The following is a 20,003-nucleotide window of genomic DNA, read 5'->3' as shown; positions in this document are numbered from 1 at the left end:
ATGAATATAACGCTATACTTTTTAATAATAAAATACTTCAATAAAATAAAACACCAATCTCTTGTGATGACGGCTTTACTTTCGGCATGCTGTATTTGCAGTGTCTCAGGAAACACCAAGGCTCAGAATGCAACGGAAAACAGAATCAGCTTAAAGCTTTCCAATGTTAACCTGACCAAAGGGTTGACTGCTGTAGAAGACAAAGCAGGATGTGTCATCAATTATAATCCTGCAATTTTTAAAACGGCACATCAGATCAGTATCGATGTCAAAGATATGCCAGTTGCGCAGGTGGTTCAGAAAATGCTGGAAGGAACCGGCGTGACTTACAAGGTGAGCGACCCTAAAACCATTCTTTTATATAAACTTCCGGATCCGGTAAAACAAGGTAAAATCAGCGGTAAAATCCTGGACGAAAAAGGAGAGCCATTGCCAGGTGCAGGGATTAAGATTGTAGAACTGAACCGTACGGCAAGCAGTTCTGTAGATGGATCGTTTAGCATTAGTGTTGATCCGGGAAATTATACGGTAGAGATCAGCTATGTGAGTTATCAGGGCAGAAGGGTAACCGATGTGATCGTTAAATCAGGACAGAACACGCCATTGAGCATCAGTATGAAACCTGCTTCGGAAACTTTAACAGGTGTGGTGATTACCGGTGGGTATAAAAAAACATCGGCTGAAGGACTTTTGGCGAAGCAAAAAAACTCCGCGGAGCTGAGCAATGGAATCAGTGCCGAACAGATCAGTAAAACACCCGATGCAAATTTGGGTGAAGCACTGAAAAGAATCACAGGAATCTCCACAGTAGACAATAAGTATGTAGTGGTTAGAGGAATGGGCGAGCGTTATAACGCAGCCACATTAGATGGGGCACTATTGCCTAGTACGGAGATTGGTAAAAGAGCATTTGCATTTGACTTGATTCCATCAAACCTGATTGATAATGTAACGGTTAGTAAAACCATTACACCGGATATGAATGCGACTTTTGCAGGTGGCCTGGTGCAGATCAATACCAAGGATATTCCAGATGAGAACTTTACAAGTGTTTCCATTGGTTCCTCTGTAAATGACAATAGTATCGGTAAAGATTTTTACGCTCCTCAACGTGGTAAATATGATTATTTAGGCTTTGATGATGGAAGAAGAGATTTTCCAAAGGACCTAAGAATTACAGCAGATGTTGTCGCTGGGCGGCCGGATGCACCTAAAGCAGAAGATAAATATGCACAAAGCAGGCTTTTTACAAAGGACAATCTTTCTTTATATAAAACACCTGCGTTTATTGGTCAAAATTATCAATTTACGCTTGGTAGGGCAATGAAACTGGACACTTCAAATGTGTTGGGTATCGTTGGCTCTTTAAGTTACCGGAATACTCAGAACATCACTGATATCAGTGATGCAAGACGTGGTAGTTTCTTACTTGAATCCAATAATTTTGGGAACAGCTATAATTTTAATACCACCTGGGGCGCAATTTTGAATGCCGGACTTAAATTAAAAAACCATAGAATCAGTTTAAGAAATACCTATACCCGGAAATTTGAGAACAATACCTCTATCATTAATAACTATCGCAATGATCAGATTGATGATTTTAAGGCGGGGATTCTTCCTCAAAATCAGCGTGTTGAAGTCAACCCTACCTTTTTGGATTTATTACAAAATAAACTGGGACTTCAACACCAATTCGGTAAACTAAAATTAGAATGGGATATTGCCCGTACAGGGATCGTGCGCAATCAAAAAGATGTGGTAAGGCGTGATCTGGAACCAGAACTAATAGATGGTGTGTATGTGCTTAGGACCGGAACGAATTCTACACAAACCGGAGACTTTCCAATTTCCCGCCATCATTATCTGAATAAGGAGACTGATTATAACTGGAATATTTCAGGAATAATTCCGTTTAATCTGGCGAATACCCGTCATACCCTTAAAACCGGTTATGGAGGAATTCAGAAACATTTGACACTGAATTGGGCCGGTGCACAATTAAACCATAATGTGCAAACTTCAGCAGCACTTTTAAACCTGCCGCTTTCTGAAAAAATCAAAGCAGAAAATCTTAATCCCAAAGGTTTTGTCTGGGAAGTTCAACCCTTTTTGCTGGATGCCTATGAGGGAAAGAGTAAGCAGCATGCAGGGTATCTGATGTTCGACAACCGTTTTAACGAGCAGTTCAGATTGGTATGGGGCCTGCGTGCGGAGTATTATAAGTACGATGAAATAAGAAATCCTTCGAATTCCAAGCAATATGCCGGGGACGAGAATAGCCCAAATGCAGTGAAAGATCCTGTCTGGAGATGGTTGCCTTCAGCGAACTTTACTTACAGTCCAACTCAAAAACTTAACCTTCGCCTGGCGTTTTCCCGAACAGTAATTCGTCCGGAATTTGTGGAAAGGGCACGTTTCCAGATGTATAATCCTGATCTTAATGCCAATGTCTATAGCTTATCGGGATTAACCAGCACAAGGGTGGACGGACTCGATTTCAGAGCAGAATTGTTTCCTGATCTGGGAGAAACCATATCAGTAGGCGCTTTTTACCGATACTTTGACAAGCCGGTAGAAGTATCAAAACAACTTGCATTGGATTCAAGGTATGAATATGTTACCCGTAATTCAATTAGCGCTAAAAATTTTGGGTTGGAGCTGGAATTCCGTAAGACTTTAGCATTTATCGGAGATCAAAACTGGTTAAAGGATTTAACCTTGTTTGGGAATGCCACCTATATCAAATCGGAAGTTATTCAGCCTACTATAATACAGGCGGGAGACAAAGATGCCATTCCAGGTAAGAATAAAAGACCTTTATATGGACAAACCCCATATTTAATCAATGTTGGAATTCAATACGATGCCAAACAATTGGGGCTGAATCTCGTATACAATCGGACGGGTAGAAAAATGTACCTGGTTGCAGCAAGAATGAGGGACAATGAATACCAGATGCCATTTGATCAGTTAGATGCGCAGCTCAGCTATAAATTTCTAAAGCCAAAGCTGGAGCTGAAATTAAATATGGCCAACCTCCTGAATAAGAAAATTCAATATTATGACAATATCGGTAGTTATCGCCCTGCTACCCCAGAGGATGGTATTCCTCTTGAAAACACAGATCAATGGGTTAAAAAGCCTGGATTTACTGACAACTACGAAAATGGGGATACCAGAACATTTACCCAGCGTATTGGACGGAGTTTTAGTTTGCAACTGAATTATAATTTTTAATTAACATAAAGTTCAACTCTCAAAAATGGAAAGGAGAAAAGACGAAGGTTTTTGAACTACTGTAAGGAAAAAAGGCAGGGCTGTTGTGAGCCCTGCCTGATAAAAGCCTGTGCTACCCCAATCGGCGCGACAGTATAAACAGTTCGAAAACTGCTTTTAATATTAAATAAATCTCTCAAAAAAGCTTGAGGCCAAGGGCCAGATCGCTTAAAGCATTAGTCAGCTTCATTACGACTGCAATTTAATAAAAAAAACATGAATTGTTAACATCATTTGTGTTTAGAATCAATATAAAGAAATCAAATCATCCAAAAAACCCAATACTATAATTAATATTATGAAAAATATATTATTCACTGGTTTAGCTTTAGCGGCCTTAACATTTGCCTCTTCTTGTAAAAAAGATCAAAATTCTAACGATACCAGCTTTGGACAACGCAGCACAAAAGCAAGCTATGCTTCAGCATCAGCATTGCCAGTTCAGACTGTAAGTGGAAGCATTACGACTAACACTACCTGGGATAATTCTAAAGTATGGGAAGTAAGTGGTGTGCTAACTGTTACAAATGGCGCTACTTTAACTATTCAGGCTGGAACTTATATCAAATCAACTGTGAATACTCCAAACGTTCCAAACGGAATTATTGTAGTTCAAAAAGGTGGTAAAATTTCGGCTGTAGGAACAGTTGAAAATCCTATCGTATTTACAAGCCGTTACAAATTAGGTGATGCAACTAAAGCTCCGGCTCCTGGTGATTTCGGTGGTATCATCCTTTTGGGTAAAGCACATGTAAATACTGGTACCAAGTATATCGAAGGTTTAACAGGAACTGATTATGCTTTTGGTGGTAACATCGAAGATGATAACTCAGGAACTATTCAGTATGCACGTATCGAATATGCTGGTTTTAACTTAACAACTGACAATGAGGTTAATGGCCTTACTTGCGGTGGCGTTGGAAACCTGACTACTTTAGATCATATTGAAGTAAATTATGGAAGAGATGACTCTTTTGAATTCTTCGGAGGATCTGTTAATGCATCTTATTTAATCTCAAAAGCTGCTGATGATGACAACTTTGATTTTGATAACGGATATAACGGAAGCATTACTTATGCAGTAGCTATTGCTGATAAAAATTCTACACATAGCTTAAGCGGTACAAACGCTGATTCAAATGGTATCGAATCAGACAACAACGCTCCAGGAGAAGATGCTACGTTCAGCTTAACGCCGAAAACCCGTCCTGTGTTGACTAACATCAGCATCATCGGAACATCTACTTTAGTTAAAGATGCTAACAACAAAGATCTTTATAAATTCGCAGTTCGTAACCGTCGTGGTGCTGAAATTGAATTATATGATTCAATCATCACTGGTTATCCTTCAGGTTTTGTATTTGACGGAACAACTCCAGGTGCTTCTGTATTAGATGGTAACGATTTCCATGGCTTCAACGCTGCAATTACTCCTGCTGGAACTTATGCTGGAAACAATCAGGTAACTGGTAGCCCGGCTTCAGCATTCGGAATGTCACAACCATTCTTCAACGATGGTACTGTAAATTTATTAGGTGCAGCTAAAGGTGCTTTCCCTACTTCTACAAACTGGGCAGCTAGCTGGTCAACTCTATAATCCATTTATCTAATATAAATGTGGTGATTGCAGCTTTATTGCTGCAATCACCTTTTTAGAAATTATACATGAAAAAATATATACAAGGTGTTCTTTTTATTGCGTTAAGCGTTTTCTTTATTGGCTTTCTGGGTTGTAAAAAGCAGGAATCAGCCGAGATTAATATTCCTAAGGTGATGTTGTTAAGTATTCAGGGAACCAAAGGTGTTAAGGATACCCTGGAATTTGTGAAAAATAATATAGTGATTGCCCAGATAGGTAATGAAAATCAGAGTTTTCTGACTAGCGTCAAAGTCTCTGCTGATAAAAATCCCGAAATAATTGTCAGACGCAAGGGACATGCTGAAATATTAGCCACCAGAACCCTTTCCCCTGACTCAGTTAAACAGACGATCAGTTGCTATTACGACGGTGAGAAAGTATATGGAAACTCCATAAAATTAAAAGTTAAAGGTTATGCGATCACCGGAACGCTTGAGCTGTTGCTTGATGGTAAAGTAATAGGATCAGGTACTGGAGCTGAACTAACGAAAACCCTGGATTTGGGGGTTGATGATGGTAAAAACCGACAAGTACAAATCCGTAAAAAAGATGAAAATACCCCATTATTGACTAAAGAAATTGTAGCCAATGAGCTTACTCAATCCTTGGTTTTTTACTATGATGGGACAACAATAGTGGATAAAATTGATGCCGGACTTCCGGTTAACCCTGCCAATATGTTGCTGAGTGCGAAATTCAGCAGTAAAGTTGATGTGTTTAGGGCGCCCGCAGATTTGATTATTCTGAAAGAGAAAGCGGGTGTTTATACACCAACAGATTTGATTGTTCAATTGAGCTCCGATGGTTCTTTCAGCAAGGCAATAGAGCTGCCAAGTTTAGCTGCTGAGCCAGGATATCAGTATGTGTTTAAAACAGTTAAAAGGGGAACTACAGACGAATTACCATATGATCTGACAAACGCAACTAAGCCTATAAAACCTGACAGTGGAAGAAAGCTGATCTTTTTTACTGCGGGATCTTCATCAATATTAGTGATTACAGATGAGAAAACAGAAACGACTACAGGGCCTGCTACCAGACGCGGGACACTGATCTCATTAACTACCATAGATATCGGCCAGTATTTTAAATAATAAATAACCTAATAATTAACGCTTTAATTATGAAAATCCAGATCGTAAACATTTTGCTTTTTTCCAGCTTAGCCATTTGCTTCTCCTGTAAAAAAGAGGTTGCTTCTCAAGCCAATAATGGGTTCGAAAAGAGAAATTTAAAAGCAAGCTATGCCGCTGCTACTTTATTGCCGGTACAGACGGTAAGTGGAAGTATAACGACTAACACGACCTGGGATAATTCCAAAGTCTGGGAAATCAGCGGAGTTGTAGTGGTGAAAAATGGTGCTACTTTAACTATTGAGCCAGGAACCTATATAAAATCCACAGTGAATCTTTCTGCTCTTCCAAACGGAGCTTTAATAATTCAAAAAGGATCTAAAATTTCGGCTGTTGGTACTGCGGAAAATCCTATTGTTTTCACCAGCCGTTATTTATTGGGGGATGCCTCCAGAGCTCCCTCGCCCGGCGATTTTGGTGGGATAGCCTTGCTGGGAAATGGATATGTAAATACCGGTACTAAGACGCTTCCGGGCCTTCCTATGGGAGGTTTTGACTTTGGTGGTAATAATGCTGCTGAAAACTCAGGAAGTATTCGATATGTACGTATTGAGTATTCTGGCTATATTTTAAGTACTGATAATGCTTTGAATGGACTTACCTGTGCAGGAATTGGAAGTGGTACCACTTTAGATCACATAGAAATTTCTTATTCAAAAGCGGATTCATTTGCTTTTTTTGGTGGATCTGTAAATGGATCCTACTTAATCTCTAAAGGAGCTGATGATGATAATTTTGACTTTAATAATGGATACAATGGTTTTATTGAGTACGCGGTAGCCGTTGCTGATAAAAATTCTACCCATAGCCAAAGCGGTGGTTCTTCAGATTCACATGGTATTGAGTCTGACAATAATAGCCCTGCCGAAGATGCTACATATAGTTTAGTGCCGAAAACTCACCCGATGTTTTACAACCTTACTATCGTTGGTACTTCTTCAAATAACTCCGGATATAAATTTGCAATCCGTAACCGTCGTGGTGCAGAGATCGAATTATATGATTCAATCATTACCGGCTATCCTTCTGGTTTAGTATTCAATGATGGTACCGGAGTTTTCTACACAACTGGTATTTCTGTATTAGAGCGTAATGATTTTCATGGCTTTACCGCTGCAGTTACTCCTGCTGGAACTTATCCCGGAAATACACAATCGACAGCTTCCGCTGCTCCACAATTTAGCATGGATCAACCTTTCTTTAACGACGGTGCTTTAGATTTCTCCGGAGCTACTAATGGTGCTTTTAATGCTGGTAACTGGACTACCGGTTGGTCCACTTTATAAAATTCTCTCTCGTTACGTCATGTTGGTCTTTGTTCCCCATCCCCCTGATTGCAAAGGCCGCATGACGTTTTTTAAGTTTTCTCTTATCTTTGCTATATGTCAATCCAGCAAAGTATTGCCTGTCTTCAGTATCTGTGTGATACCATTCCCGCTTTACTAACCCATATCCCCGAAACAGCGTTTTCGCATAAACCTGCTCCCGGAAAATGGAGCAATAAGGAAATGCTTGGACACCTGATAGACAGCGCAACAAACAACCACCAGCGATTTGTAAGGGCGCAGTTTGAAGAAATCCCAACCATCGTTTACGATCAGAACAACTGGAATACCTATAGCCATTACCAGGTGCTCGACAGCAAACAGCTGATCTCATTCTGGGAAACCTATAACCGGCATATCCTTGAATTGGTCCAACATATCAGTCCTGAAAACCTCAGTAAAACATGCTGGAATGGGGGAGAAGCTCCTCAAACCCTCGAATGGCTTTTCATCGACTATGTTGCCCATATGGAACACCACCTGAAACAAATGCTAAGCTACTCCTGAAACAAATGCTAAATACTCCTCAATAAACGTTACCTGATCAGTACCTCCCTTTTCCAGGATTAAGGAATCTTAATCTTAGTGTAATCTTTTAACTCAAACCAGCTATATTCAGAGAACTGTTGCAGGAAAGCCAAAATAATCGTATGTTTGCCCGGCAAATAGTAACTCCTAAATTATTTGCTATGCAACTCGATCCCAATAAATTTATCTCTGAAGGCTTAACATACGACGACGTATTATTAGTCCCTGCTTATTCTGAAGTTCTGCCACGTGACGTGGATACCGGAAGTTTTCTTACCAAAAAAATACGCTTAAATGTCCCTGTAGTTTCTGCAGCAATGGATACCGTAACTGAAGCTGGTCTGGCAATTGCCATCGCCCAGGCAGGTGGTATCGGAATGCTTCATAAGAACATGAGCATCGAGCGTCAGGCGGAAGAAGTCAGAAAAGTAAAACGTTCAGAAAGTGGAATGATCCAGGATCCGGTTACTTTAAATGCGGATGCTAAAGTAGCAGATGCATTCCAGATCATGAAGGACTTTAAAATAGGTGGAATTCCTGTAATTGATGCGGACAATAAACTGGTAGGTATCATCACCAACAGAGATCTTCGTTTCCAAAAAGACATGCAACGTAAAGTATCAGAAGTGATGACCAGAGAAAATCTGATCACTGCTCCTGAAGGTACTACCCTTTTACAGGCAGAAGAGATCTTACAAGATTATAAAATTGAAAAACTTCCTGTAATTAATGCAGAAGGACACCTTGCCGGTTTAATCACTTTCAAGGATATCCAAAAATATAAAAACTACCCTAAGGCCTGTAAAGATGAGCGTGGAAGATTACGCGTAGGTGCTGCGGTAGGTGTGGCAGCAGACAATATCGACCGTGTAGCAGCATTAGTTGCAGCAGGAGTAGATGTGGTTACTGTAGATACTGCACATGGTCATTCCAAAGGAGTGATCGACATGGTGAAAGCCATCAAAGCAAGGTTCCCTGATTTGCAGGTGATTGCCGGAAATATCGCTACTGCTGATGCAGCAAGAGCATTGGCTGAAGCTGGTGCTGATGCAGTTAAAGTAGGGATCGGACCTGGTTCCATCTGTACCACAAGAATCATCGCAGGAGTAGGTGTACCTCAGTTATATGCGGTTTTTGAATGTGCGCAGGCATTGATCGGTACCGGTATCCCTGTCATCGCCGATGGCGGAATTAAACAAACAGGTGATATCGTTAAAGCGATCGCTGCAGGAGCAAGCTGTATTATGGCAGGTTCATTGTTCGCAGGAGTAGAAGAATCACCAGGTGAAACGATCATCTATGAAGGACGTAAATTTAAATCTTACCGTGGTATGGGTTCTGTAGAAGCCATGCAACAAGGATCTAAAGACCGTTATTTCCAGGATGAAGAAGATGTTGTGACCAAACTCGTTCCGGAAGGAATCGTAGGCCGTGTTCCTTACAAAGGAACTTTAGCAGAAGTGATCTATCAGTATGTTGGCGGATTAAGAGCAGGAATGCACTATTGCGGTGCGGCAACGATCGAAGATTTACAAAAAGCAAAGTTTGTGCGCATCACTGCTGCAGGTATGAGAGAAAGTCATCCACATGATATCTCTATTACTAAAGAAGCACCAAACTATTCGAGTACGAGATAATTCAATTGTCAGATAATTTATTGCCGGAGAGGCTGTATCAGTTTTGAAAAGATGATGCAGCCTCTTCTTATTTTAAGTATTTATGAAATCTATAGGTGTTTATTGCGGTGCCAACTTTAATGGCGATCCGGTTGTATTGGCAGGAATTGAAAATCTTGCCCAGACTTTTACAGACCATCAGATCCGACTGGTTTATGGTGGGGGAAGTGTTGGCGTAATGGGCATCATTGCCGATGAAATGTTAAAACGTGAGGGACTGGTAACGGGTGTCATTCCTCAATTCCTGATGGACAAAGAAGTAGGTCATACCGGACTTACAGAAATGATCATCACAGAAAATATGCACCAACGTAAGCAAAAGATGGCAGACCTCGCAGATGGTTTTATCATCCTGCCCGGAGGATTTGGAACCCTGGAAGAGTTCTTTGAAGTCCTCACCTGGTTACAGTTGGGCCTTCATACCAAACCAATCGGTGTATTGAATATCGGTGGCTTCTATGACCATCTTTTTGCGCAGATGGATGTGATGGTACAACATCAGTTTCTGAAACAAAGCAACAGAGACCTGGTATTCAATGAAGCTGATCCAAAAATTCTGGTCAATAAAATGATGACATTTGATGTCCTTCCGGACGATAAATGGTTCAAAGACAGAAACCTCAGCTAGTTTATAAGAATTCGTCCGGACCTATTTCCCAGGTCCAGGGCTTCTTAAAGCTTTGGAAGGTGCGTAGGGTTTTAAACGGAAAATCTTCCGAAACGGTTTCATTCGCGGCATCTCTATTGTGGGTCTTTCCCGTTGTCACGAGACGCTTTCTGAGAATGAAATCATATTTCTTATGGGTCATCTCTCCGGAGCTTTCATTGTAATACTCGTTGCCGGCCTTTTCCAGAAACCAGTTTTTGTCCTGATATCTGAAGGTATAGTTGAGCTTCCAGCGCCAGTCGCCACCCCCTTCAAAGGATAAAACGAGTTTATTGGAGTCAATTTTTAAGGGACGCAATGGATCACCCATGATGCCCCCCTCCGCAGAGCGGAGAATGAAGTTGTTGTTTTGTACGCCGATCTGGTATCCTTCTCCGTTTGCACGTTTAAAATAAACAGCCAGAATTCTTGGCTTCTGAATTTCCGTAATGATTTCTGTAGTATTGTCGCCATAAGCGCGACTTTCCCGAACCTCCTTATGGTATTCCATCACAAAAGCAAGGTCATTCAGTTGGTCATGGTTCAGGTCGCCGGAAATAGAATCCAGGATTTTCCAGTTTGCAGGAACCAATGCCGACAACGATTTTCCCTGATTTGGAAGAGTCGGATATTTAAAGTTTTGCGCGTAAACAGCCGTCTGACAAGCTAAAAAAAATAAGACCAGTTTAATCCTCATACGTTTAAAAGAACGATAATCATGCCGAAATAGTGTTTCCTCCTGTTCGGAACGTTGAAAAGATCTTGCGATAACTCAGGAAAGATCTTGTGATAACTCAGAAAAGTTCTTGTAATATTGTACCATGATGAGTAAAAAGATCAGCCTTTTCAACTGGAGCGGGGGTAAAGATAGTTGCCTCGCCCTGCACCATATTTTAGCAGATGATGATTTTGAAGTCAGGTATTTGCTGACCACCGTAAATGAGGCTTTTAACCGGGTCAGTATGCATGGGGTCAGGGAAGAACTGCTCCTTACGCAGGCCGCAAGCGTTGGACTTCCATTGTACCAGATCCGCTTACCGGAATCTCCAAAAATGGAAGACTACGAAGAAAGTATGCACCGTCATTTAACAGGATTACAGCAGGAAGGAATAACACATTCTATTTTCGGAGATATTTTTCTGGAAGATTTAAAGAAATACCGGGAAAACAAGCTGGAGGAAATCGGACTGAAGGCAGTATTCCCTTTATGGAAACAGGATACCAGGGCCATCATCCGGGAGTTTTTAAGTCTGGGTTATAAAACGGTGATCGTCTGTGCAAAAGAAGGGCTGGAAGCATTTTGTGGAAGGGTGATCGATGAACGCTTTATGGACGACCTTCCCCCGGGAATTGATCCTTGTGGAGAGAATGGTGAATTTCATACTTTCGTTTTTGATGGACCAATATTTAAATCACCGGTTCATTTTACCCTGGGGGAAAAGGTGTACAAGACTTTCCCATCTCCGGTAGATACAGAAGAAAAACCTGCCGGTTACTGGTATATCGATTTGTTGCCCGCTGAACAAAAGCCTATTGGATAATTAATTTCAGGGAATCTGCTTTTACCCGGTTTTTTAGCCATAACCTGAGCCTGTTTTGATCGGCAGCAGGTACCGGTTTTGCAAATGTGGCAACGACCATAGTCATGGTGTCGGCGCGGTTGGAATCGGTGCGGTTAAATACGGTATTGGAGATGCTGTAAGCCTTCAGGTCGGGATAGAGCACTTTTAGTTCTGATCTGAGGTCAGGCAAGGGCAAGTCCAGTGCGGCAGAACCTGTATTGGGTTTAACCGCGGTTTCTGCATTGCTTTTGAAAACATCTTCCAGAATGCTGGCCTTGATTTGAGAAAGGTCGATTTCATTCTTGGCATTCAACCCTTGTCTGATGATGAGTTTTGTTCCTTTCAGCTGATAGCCTTTTAGCTGGTTATTCAGGGAATCGAGCTGGCCCGCAGAAAGTTCTTTTCCGAGTAACAATAAATCAATTTCGCTTCCTTTTCTATTGTATTTGAAACTTTTAGAAATGACCTGTGTGTCTTTATAATTGAGCTCCTGGTGCACAAATTTGGCAGCATTGTTCTCAAATATGCTTTTGTCGACGATGCGGTAGGCGAGATACACACTTGGTGCTGCAGTAATGAGTACAATCATGAGGATGTAACGGCTTACTTTTTTCTCATAGGCTTTGTCGCCAAAATCTTTCTTATGAAATTTAAGGTAACGGACGATCAGAAAGGTTGCTACGCAAATGAAAACACTATTGATAAAATAAAGATAAATGGCACCGAGGAAAAAGTAAAGGTTGCCTGTGGCGATCCCGAAACCGGCTGTACATAATGGAGGCATCAAAGCGGTGGCAATCGCTACTCCGGGAATTACATTGCTCTTTTCCTTTCTTGTGGCTGCCACGATTCCTGCAAGTCCGCCTAAAGCTGCGATAAAGACATCCCATAAGGAAGGAGAGGTTCTTGCCAGTAATTCCGACTGTGCTTCATGTAATGGGGTTAAGGTAAAATACAAGGAGGAAGCGATGATGCTGATGATGGTGGCTATGGTTAAATTTCTCAGTCCTTTTTTTACCAGTTCAAAATCATTGGTGCCTATCCCCAAGCCTATCCCCATAATTGGGCCCATTAGCGGAGAAATTAGCATCGCGCCGATAATTACAGCGGTAGAATTTACATTCAGTCCTATACAGGCTACAAAAATGGCGAAGATTAAAGTCCATAAATTTGCTCCCCTGAATTCCACATTCTTCTTAATGGATTCTACGGTTTCCGCCTGTTCCTCACTGTCTTCATGCAGATTGAACCGGTAGGATATAAAATTTTTTATGGAAGTATAGATGTCGTTCATTTGGAGGTTTTCAATTAGAAGGCAATTATCGATCCTAAAATAATTGCGTAAATGTAACCACTCAATATACTAAAATATATAGATTCGATAGTATAGGGGGTATCGGGGGATACATCTCATATACTAAAATTTTAGCTTACCAGAACTTAAATAAATTTCAATATGAAAAAATTGTTGTTGTTAAGTACGGCTTTGTTGTGTCTTAACATTTCCGCAAATGCGATGTATATTACTTCTATTTGGAACAGGCCGGTACAGGTGCGGCAGTGCTTCAGGATGAACAGGGATATGCCTTGGACACCTGAAAATGGGAAATGCTTCCTTCTTAGATTGAATGTGGAAGAATGTCGTTTTGAGCTTTCAAAAAGAAAGGAGAAATAAAAATGTATATGGAAAATGATAAACAGCAAAGACTTCGCCTGTTGATCCAGTCGTTTTTTAAGGAATACTCCTTTGATGAAATTATAGACGTGTTGTATGTACTTTACAGGGGCTGGGCACTTCAGGTATCTATTAAAGTGGACCGGGATGAAAGGTTAAGGGTCCTGATGTGCTATAGCGATTTAAAGGAATTTCTGGAAGAATTCAGGGACCTGTATCATCCGGAACTTCCGGTTATAAAAGAGCTTCCGGAAGAAGATCCCCTTTAGGATGAAAAGGCTGGTCGCCGGATATGGGCTCCAGGTTCTTTGGGCAAGATCGTCTTTTTTGTGGCTGAAGATAAATATTTGCAACAAATTTATAACGGAATGCAAAACAAATGAAAGCTTTGTACCAAAGCCCGAAACGGACTTTTGTTTCAATGGAAAATAGATTTAACTTGCCCCAATGAATATAGAGTTCAACAAAAACGAAGACTTGAACAAACAATCCGTTTACGAATTAAAGACAAGACTTAAAAAGATATATCAGGGTGGGGGAGAGAAGAGTGCTGCAAAGCAAAAGGAAAAAGGAAAGCTATTGGCGCGTGAGCGTATTGCCTATTTAATTGATAAAGAAAGTGAATTTCTGGAAGTGGGCGCATTGGCCGCTGAAGGGATGTATGCCGAACAGGGGGGGTGCCCTTCTGCAGGCGTTGTTTGTGGAATTGGCTATGTTTCCGGCAGGCAATGCATGATCGTTGCAAACGATGCAACGGTGAAAGCCGGCGCATGGTTTCCTATGACGGCAAAAAAGAACCTCAGGGCACAGGAAATCGCAATGGAGAACCGTTTGCCGGTGATCTACCTGGTGGATAGTGCAGGGGTTTACCTGCCAATGCAGGATGAGATCTTTCCGGATAAAGAACACTTCGGGCGAATGTTCCGCAATAATGCACTCATGTCTGCGGATGGAATCGTACAGATTTCTGCCATCATGGGTTCTTGCGTTGCAGGAGGTGCTTATCTTCCGATTATGAGCGATGAAGCCATGATCGTAGATGGTACAGGCTCTGTATTCCTTGCAGGTTCTTACCTGGTGAAATCGGCCATCGGCGAAGACATCGACAATGAATCTCTTGGTGGAGCAACCACACATTGTGAAATTTCAGGGGTCACCGATTATAAACATCCCAATGACCAGGCTTGTCTGGACAGTATCCGTAACATCATGAGCATGTTAGGCGCTCCGGAATCTGCAGGCTTCGACAGGGTTAAACCTGCAATGCCTAAGCTTGATCCGGAAGAAATTTATGGCATCCTGCCTGAAAACAGAGAGAAACCTTACGACATGCTGGACATTATCCACCGCCTGGTAGACAATTCCGAATTTGAAGAGTACAAGAAGTTATATGGCCAAAGCATCATCTGTGGCTTAGGCCGGGTTGATGGTTGGGCGGTTGGTATAGTGGCCAATCAGCGCAAAGTTGTGAAGTCCAAAAAAGGAGAAATGCAATTTGGTGGGGTTATCTATTCAGATAGCGCAGATAAAGCTGCCCGTTTCATTATGAACTGTAATCAAAAGAAAATCCCTTTGGTATTCTTACAGGATGTGACGGGATTTATGGTGGGCAGCAGGTCTGAACAGGGAGGAATCATTAAAGATGGGGCGAAAATGGTGAACGCAGTGGCGAACTCTGTAGTGCCTAAATTTACCATCGTTCTGGGAAATTCTTATGGTGCAGGAAACTATGCGATGTGCGGTAAAGCTTATGATCCGAGATTGATCTATGCCTGGCCAAGTGCAAAGATTGCGGTAATGGGTGGATCGCAGGCCGCAAAAGTGTTGCTGCAAATTCAGGAAGCTTCGTTAAAATCAAAAGGGGAGACCATTACCCCGGAAAAAGAAGCGGAACTGCTGAAGGAGATTACCGATCGCTATAACAGTCAGACGACACCTTATTATGCGGCATCAAGGCTATGGGTGGATGGCATCATCGATCCTAAGGAAACGCGGAAAGTGATTTCTATGGGGATAGAAGCAGCCAATCAATCGCCGATAAAAAAGGCCTTTAATGTAGGGATTATCCAAACCTGATCTGCTGAAGAAGAGAATAAAAGCACTGATTTATAATCCATTAATCATAATGCGGCCTTGTTGCATTTTGTCACTTGTTCTAAGCGGGATAAAAGTGTAATTTTGTATCATAATAGAAAGAATAAATAATATGTCAGAAGAAATAGAACACGTTCAATGTTTAATTATAGGTTCAGGACCGGCAGGATATACTGCAGCAATTTATGCGGCCCGCGCAGACCTGAAACCAGTAATGTACACCGGTATGGAGCCGGGTGGACAATTGACACAAACCACCGATGTTGATAATTTTCCGGGATATCCGGGTGGAGTTATGGGGCCGGAAATGATGGAAGACTTCCGTAAGCAGGCAGAACGCTTTGGAACGGATATCCGCTTTGGTTATGTGAGTGCTGTAGACTTTTCTGCTATGCCGCATAAAGTGGTGGTGGACGACATTAAAACTATTACTGCAGATACGGTAATCATATCTACCGGTGCTACTGCAAAATGGTTAGGTTTACCTTCGGAGCAAAAATACAATGGATTTGGTGTTTCTGCATGTGCTGTATGTGATGGCTTCTTCTTTAAAGGACAGGATGTCGCAATTGTTGGTGCTGGTGATACGGCTGCTGAAGAAGCAACTTACCTGGCTAAACTTTGTAAAAAAGTATACATGTTGGTGAGAAGAGATGAATTCAGAGCTTCAAAAGCAATGGTTCACCGTGTGTTGAATACCCCTAATATCGAAGTGGTATACCATACGGAAACTCAGGAAATCATTGGTAATGGTAAAAATGTAACTGCAGTGAAAGTGTTGAACAACCAGACTGGTGTGGAATCAGAAATTCCGGTAGAAGGTTTCTTCGTTGCGATTGGTCATAAACCAAATACAGACATCTTTAAAGGATGGTTGGATATGGATGAAACAGGTTACCTGCAAACCATTCCAGGTTCTACAAAAACAAATGTAGAAGGCGTTTTCGCTGCTGGTGATGTTCAGGATCATTACTATCGTCAGGCAGTAACTGCTGCAGGATCAGGATGTATGGCTGCATTGGATGCAGAACGTTACCTGGCTGCTAAAGAACACGAAGTTAAAGCTTTATCTTAATAGATATCAAGATACCATGACATCATAATGTCAAGAAGGCGGGCTCCATAAGGAGCCCGTTTTTTTTGCGGTAAAATAACCATCGGTAGTCAGATTCGGATATATTAGACCTATGAGTCCATTAAAGAATGTTGTCGTACCGGATGAGGTTGTCCTGAGTAAGATTTACTTCCTCAGAAACCAAAAAGTAATGCTGGATAGAGATCTGGCAGAATTGTATGACGTTAAACCGATCAGGTTGCGGGAACAGGTTAAACGAAATAAGGACAGGTTTCCTGAGAATTTCATGTTTCAGCTGACAGAAGAAGAGGTCAATAACATGGTATCGCAAAATGCGATACCATCCAAACAGGCCCTTGGAGGCGCTTTTCCCTATGTTTTTACCGAACATGGGGTCTTAATGTTATCCAATGTCCTGAAAAGCGAAAGGGCTTTACAGATGAGTATCCGTATCATAGAAATTTTCGTAAAACTCAGGGAGACCTTATTGTTACATAAAGATGTGGCGTTGCTGGTAGATCAGGTAGAAAAACGAATGGGCAAACAGGATGATAAAATAGAACTTTTGTTTAGTTACCTGAGTCAGTTTATGGAAAAGGAAGAAGAACCCAGGAAGTCAATAGGTTTTAAGTTATAACCTTTCTTAAACCTTATTTTAAAGGATTTTTTTTATCTTGTGCATTAATTCAAAGCAGATTATTGAACTCAACTTTTGGGAATGACCGGCTGTTCACCAGGCTGAAGAAGTTCCAGGAGATTAAAACAAAGCATTAAACACAAAACACACAAATGAAAAAACTATTTACTATTGTTCTGCTGGCATTTCTCGCAGTAGAAGCATCAGCACAGCAAGATCCGAACATGGGTATCATTCCTGCGCCAGTGTCCGTTAAGAAGAACAGCGGAACCTTTAAACTGGATAAAACAGTCGTTTTAATATCCAATGAGCCTAAAAATTCAAGGATGGCAGATTTGCTAAATGCTTTTGTCACCACAAAAGGAGGTTTCGCCCTGAGAGAGGCGAAATCTGAGAGTGCAAACGAAAAGGCCATCATCCTGACCTCAGAAGGTGCAGGTCAATTGCCTGCTGAAGGTTATAAAATCAACATCACCGATAAAAAGATTACGATTATTGGTCAGGAAGCAGGGTTATTCTACGCAGTACAATCCATGACGCAGCTGATGCCGGAAAGACAAAATAACGAGATTTTGATTCCGGCAGCGGAAATCAATGACTATCCCCGTTTTAAATACAGAGGAATGCACCTGGATGTATCCCGTCATTTCTTCCCGGTTTCTTTGGTGAAAAAATACATCGATGTGATGTCTCAGTATAAACTGAATAACTTTCACTGGCACTTAACAGATGATCAGGGATGGAGAATAGAAATTAAAAAATATCCAAAGCTGACTTCAGTTGGGGGCAGCAGAAATGGAACAATTATCGGACACCACCCGGGTGTAGGAACAGACAATAAAGAATATAAAGGTTTTTATACGCAGAATGAGGTAAAAGAGGTATTGGCTTACGCAGCAGCAAGGTTTATCAATGTGGTTCCTGAAATTGAACTTCCGGGACACGCTTCAGCAGCAATTGCCGCTTATCCTGAATTGAGCTGTTTTCCGGAAAGAGATACTTTTGTAGATGCGAAAACGCCATGGTCGGGAAGCAGAAAAGGCAAGCAGGTACAACAGCAATTTGGCGTATTTGATGATGTGTTCGTACCTAATGACAATACCTTTAAATTCCTGGAAAATGTATTGGATGAAGTGATCGCATTGTTCCCTTCCAAATACATCCATATCGGTGGCGATGAATGTCCTAAAGAATATTGGAAACAAAGTGAATTTTGTCAGAAGCTGATTAAAAAATTAAACCTTAAAGATGAGCACGGACTACAGAGCTATTTCATCCAGAGAATTGAAAAACATGTCAATAAAAGGGGCCGTTCTGTAATAGGATGGGATGAAATCCTGGAGGGTGGATTGGCACCTAATGCAACTGTCATGTCATGGAGAGGTACTGACGGTGGAATTGCTGCGGCAAAACAAAGCCATGATGTGATCATGACGCCTAATGCAGGTGGTCTATATTTTGACCATAAGCAAAGCAATTCTGCTGATGAGCCTACTAATATCGGTGGTTTTGCTCCTTATACCAGCGCTTATGCTTATGATCCAATGCCTAAAGAACTGAATGCTGATCAGCAGAAATATGTAATCGGTGTTCAGGCAAACCTTTGGACAGAATATATCCAAACGCCTGTAAAAGTCGAATATATGATCATTCCAAGGGTGTTCTCTTTAGCAGAAATTGCCTGGAGCCAACCAGAGCGTAAAGACCTGAAGAACTTCTCTGAAGAGCGCCTTCCGTTGCACCTGGCAAAATTAGATCAAACAGAGACTAATTACTGGGTACCTACACCACTTGGCTTAAATGAAAAGGTGATGAATGGAGAAAACTTCAATATTGAACTTAAAGCTCCGGTACTAGGCTCGAAAATTTATTATACATTAGACCTTACCCGTCCTTCAGTTAATGGTAACTTGTATACTAATGGTGTGAAAGTGATCGTTCCTAAGGGAGAAAAGCGCGTTTTGAAAACCCTGGTGATTACACCCGCAGGTAAACAAAGCGTGGTAACAGAAACCATTTTAAACAATGGTGCTGCGGATGTAAAAGTTAAATAATTGTTCGTTAAAAAAAATAGATGATGAACCTGGGTAAATATTTCATGAAGCTGCCCCTGCTGTTTGCAGGGCTGCTTTTATTCGCTTCCTGCGGAGACAGCGCTTCCGAAAAGATGGCCGCTAACAAATCCGCTCAACCTGATGTTAAAAAGCCTGCGGGCCAGTTTCCTTTTTATAAGGACATTGCCATTCGTCCGGGGATTAACTTTGAAGTGGTGAGCTGGGGTAAGGGAGTGGATAGTGTAGGCGGATACCTGATTTTATTATCAGATACCCTTAGAAATAACTACAAGTCCTTTTCCAATGAACGTAAAGGTGTCATTACCGATGCCTGGAATATGGATCTCGACAATGATGGCAATCCGGAACTCTATATTGAATTGCTCAGTAAGAAAAATGTACTGGACCTCAATGTTTACGAATATGCAGGTGGCGAATTCAGAAAGATCAGTTTTCCTCCTTTAAGCAGTTCGATGAAAAAGGCGTATCAGGGTGGAGATAAATTCATCATTAAAAATGGCGATTTATTCCGTTCTTTCCCGATGGTAAATCCTAAAGATACCACCATTAAAGCCGGAGCAATAAAAATGCTGCAGTACCGCTTAAACGGGAATAGCTTCTCCACGAATGAAATAAAAGAATAGGCCGGTTTCCGGAAAGATCACAACAAAAGGCTGGTT

The 20,003-nt window shown here is 41.4% G+C and carries 17 protein-coding genes; 15 read left to right on the top strand and 2 right to left on the bottom strand.

What is annotated here, in order from left to right:
• The 7 genes from BLQ87_RS08545 (at position 1) to BLQ87_RS08515 (ending at position 10,208) form a co-directional block, all read left to right on the top strand.
• A complete protein-coding gene (locus BLQ87_RS08545; RefSeq protein WP_083361767.1) occupies positions 1-3,240 on the top strand; it encodes a TonB-dependent receptor in 3,240 nt (1,079 codons plus the stop codon).
• 337 nt (positions 3,241-3,577) lie between these two features.
• Positions 3,578-4,876: a hypothetical protein gene (locus tag BLQ87_RS08540; RefSeq protein ID WP_074605753.1), complete on the top strand. Its 1,299-nt coding sequence runs from the start codon at positions 3,578-3,580 to the stop codon at positions 4,874-4,876.
• Between the two features lie 68 nt (positions 4,877-4,944).
• Entirely contained in the window at positions 4,945-6,012 is a 1,068-nt protein-coding gene (locus BLQ87_RS08535) for a hypothetical protein (RefSeq protein WP_074605752.1), read from the top strand.
• 29 nt (positions 6,013-6,041) lie between these two features.
• Positions 6,042-7,337 (top strand): hypothetical protein, encoded by a 1,296-nt coding sequence (locus BLQ87_RS08530; RefSeq protein ID WP_074605751.1) that lies wholly within the window; start codon positions 6,042-6,044, stop codon positions 7,335-7,337.
• A 96-nt stretch (positions 7,338-7,433) separates the two neighbouring features.
• A complete protein-coding gene (locus BLQ87_RS08525) occupies positions 7,434-7,883 on the top strand; it encodes a DinB family protein (protein WP_074605750.1) in 450 nt (149 codons plus the stop codon).
• Positions 7,884-8,065: 182 nt separating this feature from the next.
• Complete coding sequence (gene guaB / locus BLQ87_RS08520; protein WP_074605749.1) at positions 8,066-9,541, top strand: IMP dehydrogenase; 1,476 nt, start codon at positions 8,066-8,068, stop codon at positions 9,539-9,541.
• Between the two features lie 82 nt (positions 9,542-9,623).
• Entirely contained in the window at positions 9,624-10,208 is a 585-nt protein-coding gene (locus BLQ87_RS08515) for an LOG family protein (protein WP_074605748.1), read from the top strand.
• A 1-nt stretch (position 10,209) separates the two neighbouring features.
• Here the strand turns inward: BLQ87_RS08515 and BLQ87_RS08510 are convergent, their stop codons facing one another.
• Positions 10,210-10,923 carry a hypothetical protein gene (locus BLQ87_RS08510; protein ID WP_074605747.1) on the bottom strand — a complete coding sequence of 238 codons (714 nt, stop codon included), beginning with the start codon at positions 10,921-10,923 and terminating at the stop codon, positions 10,210-10,212.
• A 124-nt stretch (positions 10,924-11,047) separates the two neighbouring features.
• Between BLQ87_RS08510 and BLQ87_RS08505 the strand changes: the two genes are divergently transcribed.
• Positions 11,048-11,767, top strand: a complete 720-nt coding sequence (locus BLQ87_RS08505) for a Dph6-related ATP pyrophosphatase (RefSeq protein WP_216857754.1) — start codon at positions 11,048-11,050, stop codon at positions 11,765-11,767.
• On the opposite strand, the gene BLQ87_RS08500 is transcribed toward BLQ87_RS08505, so the two are convergent.
• On the bottom strand, positions 11,757-13,082 hold the full coding sequence (locus BLQ87_RS08500) for a TIGR00341 family protein (RefSeq protein ID WP_074605746.1): 1,326 nt from the start codon (positions 13,080-13,082) through the stop codon (positions 11,757-11,759). The genes BLQ87_RS08505 and BLQ87_RS08500 overlap by 11 nt on opposite strands.
• 162 nt (positions 13,083-13,244) lie before the next feature.
• Between BLQ87_RS08500 and BLQ87_RS33475 the strand changes: the two genes are divergently transcribed.
• The 7 genes from BLQ87_RS33475 to BLQ87_RS08470 all read left to right on the top strand — a co-directional run bounded on the left by BLQ87_RS33475 (position 13,245) and on the right by BLQ87_RS08470 (position 19,967).
• Complete coding sequence (locus BLQ87_RS33475; RefSeq protein WP_143010387.1) at positions 13,245-13,463, top strand: hypothetical protein; 219 nt, start codon at positions 13,245-13,247, stop codon at positions 13,461-13,463.
• A gap of 8 nt (positions 13,464-13,471) precedes the next feature.
• Positions 13,472-13,732: a hypothetical protein gene (locus tag BLQ87_RS08495; RefSeq protein WP_143010386.1), complete on the top strand. Its 261-nt coding sequence runs from the start codon at positions 13,472-13,474 to the stop codon at positions 13,730-13,732.
• A gap of 178 nt (positions 13,733-13,910) precedes the next feature.
• Positions 13,911-15,539: an acyl-CoA carboxylase subunit beta gene (locus BLQ87_RS08490; protein WP_074605744.1), complete on the top strand. Its 1,629-nt coding sequence runs from the start codon at positions 13,911-13,913 to the stop codon at positions 15,537-15,539.
• Positions 15,540-15,669: 130 nt separating this feature from the next.
• Positions 15,670-16,632, top strand: a complete 963-nt coding sequence (gene trxB / locus BLQ87_RS08485; protein ID WP_074605743.1) for a thioredoxin-disulfide reductase — start codon at positions 15,670-15,672, stop codon at positions 16,630-16,632.
• Between the two features lie 112 nt (positions 16,633-16,744).
• Complete coding sequence (locus tag BLQ87_RS08480) at positions 16,745-17,269, top strand: ORF6N domain-containing protein (protein ID WP_074605742.1); 525 nt, start codon at positions 16,745-16,747, stop codon at positions 17,267-17,269.
• A 152-nt stretch (positions 17,270-17,421) separates the two neighbouring features.
• Entirely contained in the window at positions 17,422-19,323 is a 1,902-nt protein-coding gene (locus tag BLQ87_RS08475; RefSeq protein ID WP_074605741.1) for a beta-N-acetylhexosaminidase, read from the top strand.
• 20 nt (positions 19,324-19,343) lie between these two features.
• Positions 19,344-19,967: a hypothetical protein gene (locus tag BLQ87_RS08470; RefSeq protein WP_245723822.1), complete on the top strand. Its 624-nt coding sequence runs from the start codon at positions 19,344-19,346 to the stop codon at positions 19,965-19,967.
• Positions 19,968-20,003 lie beyond the last annotated feature (36 nt).

It is taken from the genome of Pedobacter steynii (assembly GCF_900103665.1).
Lineage (GTDB): Bacteria > Bacteroidota > Bacteroidia > Sphingobacteriales > Sphingobacteriaceae > Pedobacter > Pedobacter steynii.
This window is presented reverse-complemented; position numbering and strand designations above follow the sequence as displayed.

Excerpts from the sequence above, each read along its gene's own strand:
- BLQ87_RS08495 (WP_143010386.1), top strand. The coding sequence starts at position 13,472 with ATGGAAAATGATAAACAGCAAAGACTTCGCCTGTTGATCCAGTCGTTT.
- guaB (WP_074605749.1), top strand. The coding sequence starts at position 8,066 with ATGCAACTCGATCCCAATAAATTTATCTCTGAAGGCTTAACATACGAC.
- BLQ87_RS08475 (WP_074605741.1), top strand. The coding sequence starts at position 17,422 with ATGAAAAAACTATTTACTATTGTTCTGCTGGCATTTCTCGCAGTAGAA.
- BLQ87_RS08525 (WP_074605750.1), top strand. The coding sequence starts at position 7,434 with ATGTCAATCCAGCAAAGTATTGCCTGTCTTCAGTATCTGTGTGATACC.
- BLQ87_RS08535 (WP_074605752.1), top strand. The coding sequence starts at position 4,945 with ATGAAAAAATATATACAAGGTGTTCTTTTTATTGCGTTAAGCGTTTTC.
- trxB (WP_074605743.1), top strand. The coding sequence starts at position 15,670 with ATGTCAGAAGAAATAGAACACGTTCAATGTTTAATTATAGGTTCAGGA.
- BLQ87_RS08505 (WP_216857754.1), top strand. The coding sequence starts at position 11,048 with ATGATGAGTAAAAAGATCAGCCTTTTCAACTGGAGCGGGGGTAAAGAT.
- BLQ87_RS08470 (WP_245723822.1), top strand. The coding sequence starts at position 19,344 with ATGATGAACCTGGGTAAATATTTCATGAAGCTGCCCCTGCTGTTTGCA.
- BLQ87_RS08540 (WP_074605753.1), top strand. The coding sequence starts at position 3,578 with ATGAAAAATATATTATTCACTGGTTTAGCTTTAGCGGCCTTAACATTT.
- BLQ87_RS08480 (WP_074605742.1), top strand. The coding sequence starts at position 16,745 with ATGAGTCCATTAAAGAATGTTGTCGTACCGGATGAGGTTGTCCTGAGT.
- BLQ87_RS08515 (WP_074605748.1), top strand. The coding sequence starts at position 9,624 with ATGAAATCTATAGGTGTTTATTGCGGTGCCAACTTTAATGGCGATCCG.
- BLQ87_RS08500 (WP_074605746.1), bottom strand. The coding sequence starts at position 13,082 with ATGAACGACATCTATACTTCCATAAAAAATTTTATATCCTACCGGTTC.
- BLQ87_RS08530 (WP_074605751.1), top strand. The coding sequence starts at position 6,042 with ATGAAAATCCAGATCGTAAACATTTTGCTTTTTTCCAGCTTAGCCATT.
- BLQ87_RS08490 (WP_074605744.1), top strand. The coding sequence starts at position 13,911 with ATGAATATAGAGTTCAACAAAAACGAAGACTTGAACAAACAATCCGTT.
- BLQ87_RS08545 (WP_083361767.1), top strand. The coding sequence starts at position 1 with ATGAATATAACGCTATACTTTTTAATAATAAAATACTTCAATAAAATA.
- BLQ87_RS08510 (WP_074605747.1), bottom strand. The coding sequence starts at position 10,923 with ATGAGGATTAAACTGGTCTTATTTTTTTTAGCTTGTCAGACGGCTGTT.
- BLQ87_RS33475 (WP_143010387.1), top strand. The coding sequence starts at position 13,245 with ATGAAAAAATTGTTGTTGTTAAGTACGGCTTTGTTGTGTCTTAACATT.